11 protein-coding genes are annotated in these 13323 nt (G+C 70.8%); 7 read left to right on the top strand and 4 right to left on the bottom strand.

Annotation, left to right across the window (positions count from 1 at the left end; genetic code table 11):
• Nucleotides 1–14 precede the first annotated feature (14 nt).
• Genes V2S85_RS12465 through V2S85_RS12450 form a run of 4 tightly spaced genes read left to right on the top strand, consistent with a single transcriptional unit; the run spans nt 15 to nt 5430 of the window.
• Nucleotides 15–1058, top strand: coding sequence for an Mrp/NBP35 family ATP-binding protein (locus tag V2S85_RS12465; protein ID WP_330703185.1), 1044 nt, complete (start codon nt 15–17; stop codon nt 1056–1058).
• Nucleotides 1058–3364: a xanthine dehydrogenase family protein molybdopterin-binding subunit gene (locus V2S85_RS12460; protein WP_330703184.1), complete on the top strand. Its 2307-nt coding sequence runs from the start codon at nt 1058–1060 to the stop codon at nt 3362–3364. The genes V2S85_RS12465 and V2S85_RS12460 overlap by 1 nt, the downstream gene beginning before the upstream one ends.
• On the top strand, nt 3364–4371 hold the full coding sequence (gene hemH, locus V2S85_RS12455; protein ID WP_330703183.1) for a ferrochelatase: 1008 nt from the start codon (nt 3364–3366) through the stop codon (nt 4369–4371). The genes V2S85_RS12460 and hemH overlap by 1 nt, the downstream gene beginning before the upstream one ends.
• A 60-nt stretch (nt 4372–4431) precedes the next feature.
• Nucleotides 4432–5430: a MarR family transcriptional regulator gene (locus V2S85_RS12450; RefSeq protein WP_330703182.1), complete on the top strand. Its 999-nt coding sequence runs from the start codon at nt 4432–4434 to the stop codon at nt 5428–5430.
• A gap of 42 nt (nt 5431–5472) precedes the next feature.
• Here the strand turns inward: V2S85_RS12450 and V2S85_RS12445 are convergent, their stop codons facing one another.
• Together V2S85_RS12445 and V2S85_RS12440 are read right to left on the bottom strand one after the other, a co-directional pair.
• A complete protein-coding gene (locus V2S85_RS12445) occupies nt 5473–5877 on the bottom strand; it encodes a PilZ domain-containing protein (protein WP_330703181.1) in 405 nt (134 codons plus the stop codon).
• 73 nt (nt 5878–5950) lie between these two features.
• Nucleotides 5951–7393 carry a class I SAM-dependent methyltransferase gene (locus V2S85_RS12440; protein WP_330703180.1) on the bottom strand — a complete coding sequence of 481 codons (1443 nt, stop codon included), beginning with the start codon at nt 7391–7393 and terminating at the stop codon, nt 5951–5953.
• 72 nt (nt 7394–7465) lie between these two features.
• On the opposite strand from V2S85_RS12440, the gene V2S85_RS12435 reads away from it, so the two are divergent.
• Together V2S85_RS12435 and V2S85_RS12430 are read left to right on the top strand one after the other, a co-directional pair.
• A complete protein-coding gene (locus V2S85_RS12435) occupies nt 7466–8398 on the top strand; it encodes a type VI secretion system-associated FHA domain protein (protein ID WP_330703179.1) in 933 nt (310 codons plus the stop codon).
• A gap of 21 nt (nt 8399–8419) precedes the next feature.
• Nucleotides 8420–8962, top strand: coding sequence for a hypothetical protein (locus V2S85_RS12430; protein ID WP_330703178.1), 543 nt, complete (start codon nt 8420–8422; stop codon nt 8960–8962).
• Nucleotides 8963–8974: 12 nt separating this feature from the next.
• Here V2S85_RS12430 and V2S85_RS12425 read toward each other — a convergent pair whose 3' ends face one another.
• Together V2S85_RS12425 and V2S85_RS12420 are read right to left on the bottom strand one after the other, a co-directional pair.
• Nucleotides 8975–11029, bottom strand: coding sequence for a serine/threonine-protein kinase (locus tag V2S85_RS12425; RefSeq protein WP_330703177.1), 2055 nt, complete (start codon nt 11027–11029; stop codon nt 8975–8977).
• A gap of 1 nt (nt 11030) precedes the next feature.
• On the bottom strand, nt 11031–11780 hold the full coding sequence (locus tag V2S85_RS12420; protein WP_330703176.1) for a PP2C family protein-serine/threonine phosphatase: 750 nt from the start codon (nt 11778–11780) through the stop codon (nt 11031–11033).
• A 174-nt stretch (nt 11781–11954) separates the two neighbouring features.
• Between V2S85_RS12420 and V2S85_RS12415 the strand changes: the two genes are divergently transcribed.
• On the top strand, nt 11955–13304 hold the full coding sequence (locus tag V2S85_RS12415; protein WP_330703175.1) for a M23 family metallopeptidase: 1350 nt from the start codon (nt 11955–11957) through the stop codon (nt 13302–13304).
• Nucleotides 13305–13323 lie beyond the last annotated feature (19 nt).

The raw sequence follows: 13323 nt of genomic DNA, 5'->3' as shown, positions 1-13323 counted from the left end.
GACTGGAGACAAGTGTGAGCAGCGCGGGCAGCAGTGGAGCGGGAACCGAAGGCGACGACCTGAAGGCACTCCTGGGGTCCGAGGCGGTCAAACGGCTGCAGTCGCTGCGCGCGGCCGAGGACCGTGCGACGCTGGTGCTCGACGCCACCGGCCTCGACGCTGCCGCGCGCGCCGCGCTGGAAGCCGAGGTGCGCGAGGCGCTTGCCGGCAGGGTCGGCGACGTGCGGGTGGCGATGATGGCCGACAAGGCGGACGTCCCGGCCAGGCCCGCGGCTCCGAAGGGCCCGCTCATCCTCGCGGTGGGATCGGGCAAGGGCGGGGTCGGCAAGTCCACCCTTTCGGCCAATCTGGCGGTGGCGCTGGCGCGGATGGGGCGGCGCGTCGGCCTCGTCGATGCGGACATCTACGGCCCCTCGCAGGCCCGGCTGCTCGGCACCGAGGGCCAGCGCGCCACGGCGCACGAGGGGCGGCTGGTGCCGGTCGAGAGCCGCTGGGGCGTGCCCGCGCTGTCGATGGCGCACCTCTCCGCCTCCGGACAGGCGATCGCCTGGCGCGGGCCCAAGATCTCGGGCGCGCTGCTGCAACTGGTCGAGGGCCACTGGGACGGCGCCGAAGTGCTGGTGGTGGACCTGCCGCCCGGCACCGGCGACGTCCAGCTGACGATGCTGCAGCGCTGCAAGCCGGCGGGCGCGGTGATCGTCTCGACCCCGCAGGATCTCGCGCTGATCGACGCGACGCGCGCGGTGGAGCTGTTCACCAAGGGCGGCGTGCCGATCGTCGGCGTGGTCGAGAACATGGCGGGCTATGCCTGCCCCCACTGCGGCGAAGTCAGCGATCCGTTCGGTTGCGGCGGCGCCGAGGCCTCGGCGCAGGAGATGGGCGTGCCGTTCCTCGGCCGCATTCCGCTCGACATCGCGATCCGGCGCGAAGGCGATGCCGGCACCCCGACCGCCGCCGGCACCGGCCCGCAGGCGGAGGCGTTCACGGCGCTCGCCGCGCAAGTCGCCGCCTGGCTGGATGCCCGGCTCCATGCGACGCCAGCGGATAGCCGGGCCTGATGGCGGTCACCCGTCGCAGCGTGCTGGTCGGTGTACTGGCGGGCGGCGGGCTGGCGCTCGGCTACATGCTGCGCCCGCGCAGCTATCCGCAGCCGCTGGAGCCGCGCGAGGGTGAGTTCGCCTACGACGCCTGGATCCGCATCGGGCAGGGCGGGGTCGTCACCGTCTCGGTCCCGCAAGTCGAGATGGGACAGGGCGTCACCACCCTGATCCCGCAGATCGTCGCGCACGAACTCGGCGCCGACTGGCGGCAGGTGGCGGTGGAGCCTGCCCCGGTCAGCCCGGCTTACGCGAACCTCGCGCTGGCGGCGAAGTGGGCGCCGCTGTGGCTGCCGACCTGGATGCCGCTGCTGCCCTCTCTGGCGGACGAACCCGGCGACCTGCTCACCCGCCGCTGGGCCGAGGGGCGCAGTTTCACCGTCACCGCCGACGGCACCGAACTCGCCGCCTACGAGGCCGCCGCCCGCGCCGCCGCCGCCTCTGCCCGCGCGATGCTGACGCAGGCCGCCGCCGCGCGCTGGGGCGTGGCCTGGGAGGAATGCGAGGCGAAGGACGGCTTCATCGTCCATGAGGGCAAGCGGCTCCCCTTCGGCCCGCTGGCCGAGGAAGCGGCGCGCTATTCCCCGCCCTCGACGCCGCCGCTTCGGGCCGAGCCGATGGCCGAGCGGCCCGGCGAATTCCCGCCCGGCGCGGCCTTGCGCTACCCGCGCCTCGACCTGCCCTCCAAGGTGGACGGATCGTGGACTTTCGCGGGCGACGTGCGCCTGCCCGACATGGTCTTCGCGGCGATCCGCCACGGCCCGCTGGCGCGCAAGGCGTTCCAGTCCGATCTCGACGAAGGCGCGGCCAGGGACATGCTGGGCTTCCTGCGCACCGTGCGCAGTCCCGCAGGCGCGGGCGAGGACGGCACCGCCTGGATCGCCGCCGTCGCCACCGACGGCTGGACCGCCGAGCAGGCGCTCACCCGCATGGAACCGGGCTTCCGCGCCGCCGCCGGGGCCGAATCCGACGCCGTGGACATGGCCATGGACGAGGCGCTGCACGGCGCGCGGGCCCACCGCATCCATGCAGCGGGCGACGCTTCGCAAGTGAAGAACCGCCTGCCGGTCCAGATCGGCTACGAGGTCGCCCCCGCGCTCCACGTCACGGTGGAGACCGCCGCCGCCACCGCCTGGCTGCATGATGGCAGGCTCGAACTCTGGGTGGGCACGCAGGCGCCGCAGGCCACGCGCGAGGCCGTTGCCCGCGCGCTGGGGATGAACTTGCGCGATGTCGTGCTCTATCCGCTGGGCATCGGCGGCAGCTTCGACCGCCGCCTCGAATTCGGCCATGCGGTGGAGGCGGCGCTGATCGCGCGCGAGGTCGGCAAGCCGGTCCAGCTCGCCTGGTCCCGGCGCGAGGAATTCCGCGCCGGCCTGCCGCGCGCGCCGGTGCTGGCGGTCATGGCGGCGCGGCCCGATGCCGAGGGCAACATCGCCGGCTGGCGCGCGCGCATCGCCGTCCCCGCCACCGCGCGCGAATTCGGCCGCCGCGTGCTCGGCGGCGACACCCCGTTCGCGGCGCTCGAAGCAGTGGCGGGCGATGCCGATCCGATGGCGCTCGAAGGCGCGGTGCCGCCTTACGCGATCCCGAACCTCGCGATCGACCATGTTCCGGTGCGGATCGGCCTGCCGACCGCACGCATGCGCGGCAACGCCCACGGCTGGACCGCCTTCTTCAACGAGAGCTTCGTCGACGAACTGGCGCACAAGGCGGGGCGCGAGCCCTTGTCCTACCGCATGGCGATGCTCGGCCAGGATCCGCGCCTCGCCGCCTGCCTGCAGCGCGTCGCGGCGCTGGCGCAATGGGGCGGCGGTAGCGACGCCAGCGGGCAGGGGCTTGCCTGCCATGTCATCGGGCCGGAAGGTCGCAGGGGCCGCATCGCCGTGATCGCCGGCGCCCGGCGCGAGGCCGATGGCGTGCGCGTCGATCGCCTGAGCGCGGTTGCCGACGTGGGCCGCATCGTCAATCTCGATATCGCCCGCCAGCAGGTCGAGGGCGGGCTGGTGTTCGGCCTCGGCCTCGCGCTCGGCTGCTCGGTGCGCTATGCCGGGGGGCGCCCCGACAACGAAAGCCTCGCCACGATGGGCCTGCCGACGCTCGCCGAGTGCCCCGCGATCGACGTCGAATTCATCGAGAGCGGCGAGGAGCCAGCCGATCCCGGCGAACTGGGCGTCGCCGCCGTCGCCCCCGCGCTTGCCAACGCGCTCTTTTCGGCGACGGGCCTGCGCCTGCGCCGCCTGCCCTTCTTTGCCGAGGACATATGATGCCCGATCGATTTCCAGCCTCCAGGGTCGGCGTCCTGCTCGTCAACCTCGGCACTCCCGATGCGCCGACGCCGGCGGCGGTGCGCCGTTATCTCGCCGAATTCCTCTCCGATCGCCGCGTGGTGGAAATCCCGCCGATCGCCTGGAAGCCGATCCTGCACGGTGTGATCCTGCGCACCCGTCCGGCCAAGTCCGCCCATGCCTATAGCCAGGTCTGGACGCCGGAAGGCTCGCCGCTCGCCGCGATCACCGCCGCGCAGGCGCGCGCGCTGCAGGCGGCGCTGGGCGATGCGGCCCGGGTCGACTGGGCGATGCGCTACGGCAATCCGGCGATCCCCGTGCGGCTGCAGGCGATGAAGGACGCCGGGTGCGACCGCGTCCTCGTCGCCCCGCTCTATCCGCAGTACTGCGCCGCCACGACCGCCTCGGTGATGGACAAGCTGGGCGAAGCGCTGGGCGCGATGCGCTGGCAGCCCGCGCTGCGCACCCTGCCGCCCTATTACGACGACCCTGCCTACATCGCCGCGCTGGAGGCGGACGTGGTCGCGCAAGTGGCGGCGCTGGACTTCACGCCCGAACTGCTGCTGCTGTCCTACCACGGCATGCCCGAGCGCACGCGCCAGCTCGGCGATCCCTATCACGACCATTGCCGCGAAACCTCGCGCCTGCTGGCCGAGCGGCTGGCCGCGCGCCTCCCCCGCTTGCGCATCGAAACCAGCTTCCAGTCCCGCTTCGGCCGCGCGAAGTGGCTCGAACCCGCGACCGAGACGGTGCTGGCGGCAGAGGCGAAAGCCGGCACCCGCCGCATCGCCGTGCTCGCTCCGGGCTTCTCCGCCGACTGCGTGGAGACGCTGGAGGAACTCGCCATCCGGGGCCGCGAGGTCTTCGTCGAGGCGGGAGGGGAAAGGCTCGCGGTACTGGCCTGCCTGAACGACCGGGCGCCGGGCATGGCGATGCTCGAAACCCTCGTGCGGCGCGAGCTTTCGGGCTGGGTTGCAGCAATTTAACTGTCCGGCGGCGGCGGTCTGTTCCAATTCTGTTCCCGGCTAGAGGGAAGGACTTGGATCATGCGCGACGCGGACTTTCTCCGGCCCGATTTTGCCTATGGCGGCGGGGCGACATCACCGGTGGGGCGCGGCGGACCGGGCCCCGGCCTGTCCATCTACGCCAACCGCGCCCACTTGCGCGCCAGCCTGAGGGAGGATGCCGAGGCTGCCGGTATGCGCCTCGTCGCGGCGGCGCCGCTGGCCGATCTCGTCACGCTGGGGGAGAACCTGGCACAGGCCCGGCTTGCCGAGGTGATCCTCGTCGATTGCCCTCAGGTCGATGCCGGGGTGCTGGCGGCGCTCGCCCGGCTGGACATGCGCGCGGCGAGCGGGACGATGCGGCTGATCGTCTCGACCGGGGTGGAGGCGCTGGACGATGTCTTCGCCTGCATGGACCAGTCCTCGCCGGTGCTGCTGGTCGATCCCGACCGGGCCGAGCGTGTCCTGGCGCTTGGCCGGGTGCTGGCGGCGATGCCTGCAGGTGGAGGGGCGGGCGGCGTACGCGAACTCTCCGACGACGATCGCCTGATGCTGGTGCGGCTGACCGAGCAGGTCGGCCAGATCGCCGGGCGGATCGACCGGCTCGATCTTGGCGCCGCCGGGCCTCGACCTGCCCCGCCGGCCAAGGCGCCGCCGCCATTGCTGCCGGGCGGCCCGGCAACCCCGGCGCAATTGCCCGATGCGCGGCTGGTGCGGCGCATCATCCGTCAGCGCCAGTTGCGTGGGCGCTTCCTCGACAACGATCTGTTCGCCGATCCCGCCTGGGACATGCTGCTCGATCTCACCGCCTCGCGGCTGGAGGGCAAGCGCGTCTCGGTCACTTCGCTGTGCATCGCCGCCGGGGTGCCGCCGACAACGGCGCTGCGCTGGATCGGCCAGATGGTCGACGCGGGGCTGTTCGTGCGCCTGAGCGACGGCACCGACAAGCGCCGCGCCTTCATCGACCTCAGCGACAAGGCGGTGCAGGCGATGGCCCGCTACTTCGCCGAGATCTCCCTGACCGCCCCGGCACCGATCTGAAGCCAGCGGCCCTCGTCATCGCGAGCGGACGCCTCAGGCCATCTACAGCCGCGCCGAACCTTCTACCCAGCGGCGGGCGAGATCGCGCACCAGGTCGCTGTCGCGCGGCAGGCGGGCGCTGTCGTCGAGGCCGCGCGTGGCGATCAGCGCGGCTTCCTCGATCGGCTCGACGAAGGCGAGGCCGCAGCGATCACCGTCGCACCAGACCACTTCGCCGAAAGCATCGAAGCCGCCCCATTCGAGGATGACTTCCAGCCCCGGCGCCAGTGCCCGCCCGGTGACGACGCGGGCGCCATGGCGCGACAGATCGCAGAGCACGACGTTCCAGGTCTCGGTGCGCGTCACCAACCGCGCGGCCAGGCGCACCCGCAGCCGGCTGCTGCCGCGCCGCCCCCGCGTCGACGTCGCGCCGTAGTCTGCCTCGTTCCTGTGCGATTCGCGCGCCATCGCATCGGCATGCCCGATCGCGGCTGACGCCCGGTTGCCATCGACATCCGGAAATGTCCCGAGGAACGGGGGCTCACTCCGACAGCATGCCCGCGCGCGCGAACTGGCGCAGCGCGCTGGTGACGTCGGTCTGCTCCGGCCGGCCCGAGCGTTCCCACTCGCGGGTCAGTTCGGCGCGGTCGCGGCTGCCGTCGAGCAGCGAGAGGAACAGGCGCGGGCCTTCCTCGTCGATGGCGATGGCGCGGTGGTCCAGCGTGAACAGCCGCGTTTCGCCCTGCGCGATCAGCGCGCGCAGCAGGGCATTGGCGCGCGGCCGCTCGCCGGCGTCGAGCGCGCCGGGGAAGGGCAGCGAATGCAGCTCCAGGATGCCCCGGTCGACCAGCCGCAGGATCGCCTCGCCATGTTCCGGGGATTGCGCGAAGGCGGCCAGCGGCAGCCGCGCGGGCGCGCGCCGGATCATCAGTTCCATGAAATCCGCCAGCGTGGCATCGCCGATCTCGAAAGTATTGTTCGCCATCTTGAATTCGCGGGGCCCGGTCCGCGCGAGGCCGGCGGGCACCCCGGCGAGCAGCGTCTCGAACACCCGCCAGTCGGGCACGCGCAGCGGCGCGCGGCCGGGGCGCACGAACAGCGACTGGTGGAAGAAGCACAAGTCGCGGTAGTCGGCGATCTGCGCGCGGCGCACCACGGCGTCATCGTCGAGCGCCTCGCCTGGCATGCCGTGGAACAGCCCGCCCGGCTGCGCTTCGGTCAGGTAGGCAAGGTTGTGCGCGCCCGCTTCGGCGACGATCCGATGCAGCGCCTTGGGGTCGTAGACCGCGCCCAGTTCGTCGTGGAACAGGAAGTGCAGATCCTTGTCGGTCATGCGCCGGGCCATGCGCCGCAGCGCGGCCTGTTCCAGCGTATCGCTGTCGCGATCGCGGCCATAGTCGCCGAGGATCGCCATGGCCTGCCGGGCGCGGTCCTCATCGTTCCCGGCGTCTTCCGTGGTATCGCCCATCTCGTAGAGCAGCATGTCGCGCAGGGCCATGCGCAAGTAGCCGCCGGGCATCGCGTTGTAGCTGATATAGGCCACCCCCTCGGGCGCGAGGACGCGATCGATCAGCCGCAGCGTCGCCCGCTGCACCGCCGGGGGCACCCAGGCGTAGAGGCCATGGGCGATGACATAGTCGAACGCGCCCCCCCAGTCGTCGGCGCAGGTTTCGGCGGCGGCGATCACGTCGGCCACCTCGATCCGGGCATTGGCGAGCCCGCAGGCGGCGGCCAACTGCTGCCCGCGCGCGATGGCGCTGGGCGCGAGGTCGATGTTGACGAACTGCGCGTCGGGCAGCGCGGCGGCCATCGCCATCACGTTGAGCCCGTCTCCCCCCGCGATCTCCAGCACGCGCGCGCGGCGCGGGTCGGCCGCGCCAAGGCCATGCAGCCGCGCGATCGCGGCGAGATGTTCGGGGTGCGTGGTGCGATAAAGCGCGGAAGGATACTGCACTTCGTCGTAGACGGTAGGCCCGTGTGGCAAGTTCGCTCTCCCCCGGTACTTGCGCGGCGTTTCTGTTTCTATAGTAATGCCGTAAACGGAATCGGAGTTAAAATGTCCGTTATTCTTGCCGCGCGCAATGCCTCCGGTCAGGCGGGAGACCTGCCGCCGCCGCTCAGGCTCGATCGCGGGGAAGTGGTCGTCGGTCGGGGCGCGGGGGCCCAGCTGCTGCTGGGCGACCAGGCGGTCTCGCGCCGCCACTGCACCGTCAGCGGCGAGGGGCAGGCCTGGCGCATCGTCGATTCCAGCAGCGGCGGGACTTTCGTGAACGGTCAGAAGATCGCCGCGCCGCAATTCCTGCGCCATGGCGACGTGATCCGTGTCGGCGCGACCGAGATCGCGGTCGCGCTGGAGCAGGGGCAGGCGGTGGGGGCGGCTCCGGCGGCCCATCCGGCGGCCAATCCGGCGGGGCGCGACAGTTGGGGACGTCCTGCCGCCGCCACGCAAGTGCCGGGCGGCTGGAACGGCGCGGCCCCAGCTTTGAACCCGGCGGCGCAGGATGCGGTGAGCCTGCTGTTGCAGGGAGCGGGCCTTTCGCGGGCGCAGGTCGGCGCGGCGGATGCGCACGTCGCGGGCGTTGCCGGAGCGGTGCTGCGCGCGGCGCTCGCCGGGCTGGTGCGGCTGGCGCAGGACCGCCGCAAGGCGCGCGAGGAACTGGGGGCAGGCGCCTCGACCGGGCTGGAGGATGCCGGCTCCGCCGAGGAACTGCTGCAGCGCCTCTTCGCGCTCCCCCCGGCCGAGGCAGCCGCGCAAGTGAGCGCGCTGTGCGGCGGCATCGACGCGCACCAGCGCGCGGTGCTGGGGGCGATGCAGGCGAGCCTGCACCATGCGCTCGACCAGTTCTCCCCCGCCGCGATCCTGACGAACGCGCGCGGCGATGCCGAGGCCTGGAAGCTCTACGAACGCGCCTTCGCGGCGAAGGACGATGGCTTCGTGGAGGTCTTCGCGCAGGCTTTTGCCAAGGGCTACGGAGACGTACGGCCATAAACGATCGACAAGGGGCGGGGCATGGACATCGTCAAGTATCTGAAATTCGGTTTCTCGATGGCCGTGCCGGCATCGCAGGACATTCTCGACCTGATCCGCGTCGGCACGCTGGTGCACAAGACCAAGGTGAAATATCTGTCCCGGATGATCGATGGCGTCTATGCGCGTCCGGATGGTCAGGCGGTCTACCGGATCGATATGACCGGCAATTTCGGAATGGATCCGCTGGCGCTGATGCGTGCCACCTTGCGTGATCTGCGTGTCGTCAACTTCGACGTGTTCCAGGATGCCACGGGCAAGGGCTTTACGTCCTATACCTACTTCTTCCTCGGTGAGCCGGACGCGGATCAACTTGGCGCGCAGGCCTATCGCGATGGGGACGACGGCGATGTCGCGACGATCCGCATCAGCGGCGCCGATCTGCTGAGCGATCCTCGTCGCTCGATATTCTATCGCCGTGGCCTGTTCTGGGAAGCGGACAAGGCGGTGGTCGTCAAAGGTGGTTACAGCGGCCCGGCCCAGATAAGTCCGGCACCTGCCAATCTCAAAGTGCCGTTCATCTGAGGCGAGGGCCGGTCACGACGGTGGCGCTGCCGCCGGCGCCCCCGTATTCGGCTGGTTGTCGACGAAGCGATACCACACAATCTGCACTTTCCAGTCGTTGGCCTTCGCGCGCTGTTCGAAGGCGGCGCGGCCGGCGGGGGTGCCGAGGTCGCTCAGCGCGTCCGGGGTGAAGCCGCCCCGGCCGGTGACGAGGACGATGCCCGACCAGCCCGGCTTGGCGTTGGTCTCGATGTCGAGCCTGTAGTTGTCCGTGCCCGGCAGCTTCTGGATAGTCGTGCCGTTGACGTTGCCCGGCAGCACGTTGCGGTTGTCGACGAACTGGGTGATGACGTTCGACTTCTCGATCGAATAGAGCGCATAGTCCCCGGCGATCCCGTCGAGCGCAAGGTCGGTGACGACGTGGGTGCCGATCTGGCCTGCGTATTCGCCCTGATCGACCATGTCGAGTTCGTACTCGGGCTGCTTGCGCGTCATGCGTTCGGGAGACGGATCGCGGAATTTCGCCAGTTCGTCGAGGATCGGGCAGTAGCTCGGGTCGATCCGGGCGACGCCGGTGGCATCGGAATCGGGCTCGATGCCCAGCTTGCGCACGGCCTGGAGCACGCTGTTGCCGGCCGCCAGCGGATCGCCCGAAACCCCGCTGGCGGTGAGCGAGAACCCCGAACCGGCGGGATCGGTGGCGACGCGCATCCACGAACAGGGGATCGTCGGCAACGCGGTCTGCACCGCCGCATCGACCTGCGTGCGCGAGAGGCCGGCCGGGGCGGTGCCGGAGGTCGCGGCTTGTTCGGCGGGCTTGTCGCTCCCTCCTGCGGCAAGGTAGCCGATGCCCGCCAGCAGCGCGACGCCCAGCACCGCGCCGCCGCCGATCAACGCGGCTTTTGGGGGCTTCTTCGCACCGCCTTCGCCGAGCGCGGCGGCCCTGGCCGGCTTCTTCGTACGGGGAGCCTTGCCGGCCTTGGCGTGATCGAGCGCGGCGATTACTTCGTCCATCGAACGCAGGCGCTTTTGCGGATCGGCGGCGAGCATGCGGTCTATCACCGCGCGCAGGCGGCCGGGCACGGCACTGGTGTCCACCCCGTTGCGGCGCTTCATGATCGCTTCGGCGGGCAGGCCGCCGAGGTCGGGCTTGCGACCCTGCGCCATCGCCAGGGTGACGAGCGCCAGCGAGTAGACGTCGGACCACGGGCCCACCTGCTTGTCGAAATCGCCCAGTTGCTCGGGCGCGACGTAGCTGGGCTTGCCCGCGAAACCATCGCCGATGATGGTCTTGGAGCCGGGGTCGGTTTCCTTGACGATGCCGAAGTCGATGATCTTGGGCCGGTCCAGCCGGTCGCCGTCGAGCAGCACGTTGTCGGGCGAGATGTCGCGGTGGACGACGCCCAGCTCGTGCGCCTCGCGCAGCCCCTCGGCGAGCTTGCGGGTGAGGCCGAACAGTTCCTCCTCGGTCAGCGTGGACTTGCCGAGCAGGTCGGACAGGTTGCTGCCTTCGATGAAGCCGGTGGCGATGTAATAGAGGCCGAGCTGCGGCTCCAGCGCGAAGCCGCGATAGCGTACCACGGCGGGGTGCGAGAGCTGGGTGAGCGCCTGCGCCTCCTTCTGGAACATCGCCATGACGTTGGGGTCGGCGGCGAGTTCGGGCAGGATGGTCTTGATCGCCACGCGCTCGGCGCTGGCGATGTTCACGCCCTCGAACACCTCGCCCATGCCCCCGCGCGCCAGGAAGCGCTTCACCTCGAACATGTGGTTGAGCACGGTGCCCACCGCGATCGAGGCCGAAGTGCCGGTGCGGGCGGGTTGCGGCGGTGCCTGAGGGGGCGGCGGGGTAAAAGGGGGGGGCGTCGCTTCGCGCGGCGGCGATGCTGCAGCGGCGGGTGCAGCAAAGACGGTGCCTTCCTCCGCTTCCTCGGCGACGGCGGGTGGTGGATTGGGCGTCGGGTTCGGAGCCGGACCGGCCGCGAAGACGGTGCCTTCGTCGTCTTCAGGCGGCGCCGGCGGTGTCGCGGGCGTGGCATCATTGCCGAACTGCGAGGGCTGGAAGACCGTCTCGTCCTTCTCGTCGCTCACGTCAGGCCTCGCTGCCGTACTGGATCAGCGTGACTTCCGCCGTCGAGACGCCGATCACGGTGATGTTGTCGGGCGCGCCGAGTTCGTGGCAGCGCGCGATCATGGTCTCGGCCGCGCGCTCGAAGCTCTGGGTGGAGAGGGTCGCTTCCATTTCCTGTTCGCCGATCACGCCGTAGAGGCCGTCGCTGCAGAGCAGCAGCAGGTCGTCATCCTGCAGCGTATCGACGATCGTGTCCATCTGCAGCGGCCGGGCGACGCCGACGGCGCGGGTCAGCACGTTGCGCAAGGGGTGAGTGGCGGCCGCCGCCTCGTCGATGACGCCGTGGTCGATCAGATCCTGCACCTGGCTGTGATCGCGAGTCAGCCGGTAGAGCCGCTTGCCGCGCAGCAGGTAGGCGCGGCTGTCGCCGACCCAGCCGATGCCGAAGCGTCGTTCGCGGATTACCAGCGCGACGGCGGTGGAGCCCATCTGCTTGCCGACCCGCTCCGCCTCGGCCAGGATCGTCTCGTTGGCCTGGACCAGCGCGGCGCGGACCGCTTCCAGCACGTCCTCCACCCCGTCCTGCCAGCCGAGCGCGCCGACCGCCTCGACTACCTGGGTGGAGGCCCAGTCGCCCCGCTCCAGCCCGCCCATGCCGTCGGCGACGAGCCACACCCCAAGCGTGTCGGAGCCGAAGTAGCGGTCCTCGTTGTGCTTGCGTACGGCGCCCACATCGGTCAGCGCCTGCCATTCCGCACGAATAGGTATCACCGATCCCCCTCCTGAGCCCGTAATGCGGGTGTCCCCGACAGGTCATAGACCGGCGTTTCCAATTTGGGCAACAGCGTCTATTCATTGGATAACTATTGTCATTATTTAACCGGGGCAAATACGTGTGCCGGACATGGGTGCCAGAGATGGGGCGGATATGGGGGGTGCCGAGGCATGACTGAGCTTTTCGTCGACTCCTACGATCCGCGTCGCTGGGCGGCGGCATGGTCGCCCCGGCGCCCGCTCGAGGTGCGCGAGGCGCGCCGCGCGTCGAACCGGCGGCGGCTGGCTGGGCTGGGCGCGGGCGGGGCGATCGTGCTGGCCGGCGTGCTCGCCGCATGGCTGGCGCGTCCGGATGGAGGGGCGACGGCCGATGCCGTGGTGGCTTCCGGCGGCGATGCGGCAGCGGAGGCCGCGCCTGCAGCCGAGACGGTGCGCCGCACGCTGCTGCTCGCCAATGCCGGCGAACTGGAAGGCGCGCTGACCGGGTTCGGGATCGACGCCGTCACCGCGGCCAAGGTCGCCGCCGAAGTCCGTCCCGCGCTCGCGCCGCAGGGCGAAGTGCGCGCGGTGCTGGAAGTCACGCGCGAGGGCGGAGCGCTCCGGTTCTACCGCCTGCAGGCGTCCAACGCCGACAGTTCGGGCGCGGCCGTGCGGCTGGGTGAGGACGGCGCGTTCGAAACCACCCGCCTCGCCGCGCAAGTCAGCGAGAAGATCACCGTCATGCACGGCATCATGGACGGGGACAGCTTCTACACCTCGGCGGTGGCGATCGGGGTGCCCAACTCGCTGATCTCGCCGTTCGCCAAGGCGCTGGCCTTCGACTTCGACTTCCAGCGCGAGGTCGCGGCGGGCGATGCCTTCGAACTCGCCTATGCCCAGTCGGTCAATGCCGCCGGAGAGGCCCAGGGGGCGGCGCGCCTGCTCTATGCCGCGATGACGACGCAGGCGAAGTCGGCGGCGGTCTACCGCTTCACCCCCCCGAGCGGGGAAGAGGGCTGGTACGATGCCAGCGGGCGCACCGTCGCCAAGTCGCTGATGCGCACCCCGGTCGATGGTGCGCGCATCACCTCGAAGTTCGGCATGCGCTTCCATCCGGTGCTGCACTATACCCGCCTGCACGGCGGCGTGGACTTCGCCGCGCCGATCGGCACGCCGATCTATGCGGCGGCGGCGGGCACGGTGACGAGCGCCTCGCCCAGCGCCTGCGCGGGTAACATGGTCATCATCAGCCACGCCAACGGCATGGAGACGCGATACTTCCACCTCGTGCGCTATGCCGAGGGGCTCCACGCCGGGCAGCAGGTGCCGCAGGGTTTCACGATCGGCTATGTCGGCACCACCGGCACCTGCACCACCGGGCCGCACCTGCACTACGAGATCCACGTCAACGGTGAGAAGATCGACCCGCTGAGCTTCCAGCCCGACCCCTCGGAAAGCAAGGCGCTGGACGCCGCGCAGATGCGCGAATTCGAGCAGGTACGGGACCGGATCGACGTCAGCCGGGCGCAGGGGGCGGCTTAGGCGCTTATTGGGGTGGGCA

This window comes from Novosphingobium resinovorum (assembly GCF_036352595.1).
In the GTDB taxonomy this organism is placed as follows: Bacteria; Pseudomonadota; Alphaproteobacteria; order Sphingomonadales; family Sphingomonadaceae; genus Novosphingobium; species Novosphingobium resinovorum_B.
Note: the sequence above shows the minus strand (reverse complement) of the source record. Positions and strands in the feature narration are given on the sequence as shown.

Coding starts and splice junctions, on each gene's coding strand:
- V2S85_RS12445 (WP_330703181.1), bottom strand. CDS start 5,877: ATGGCGCGCGAATCGCACAGGAACGAGGCAGACTACGGCGCGACGTCG.
- hemH (WP_330703183.1), top strand. CDS start 3,364: ATGCCCGATCGATTTCCAGCCTCCAGGGTCGGCGTCCTGCTCGTCAAC.
- V2S85_RS12460 (WP_330703184.1), top strand. CDS start 1,058: ATGGCGGTCACCCGTCGCAGCGTGCTGGTCGGTGTACTGGCGGGCGGC.
- V2S85_RS12430 (WP_330703178.1), top strand. CDS start 8,420: ATGGACATCGTCAAGTATCTGAAATTCGGTTTCTCGATGGCCGTGCCG.
- V2S85_RS12450 (WP_330703182.1), top strand. CDS start 4,432: ATGCGCGACGCGGACTTTCTCCGGCCCGATTTTGCCTATGGCGGCGGG.
- V2S85_RS12435 (WP_330703179.1), top strand. CDS start 7,466: ATGTCCGTTATTCTTGCCGCGCGCAATGCCTCCGGTCAGGCGGGAGAC.
- V2S85_RS12415 (WP_330703175.1), top strand. CDS start 11,955: ATGACTGAGCTTTTCGTCGACTCCTACGATCCGCGTCGCTGGGCGGCG.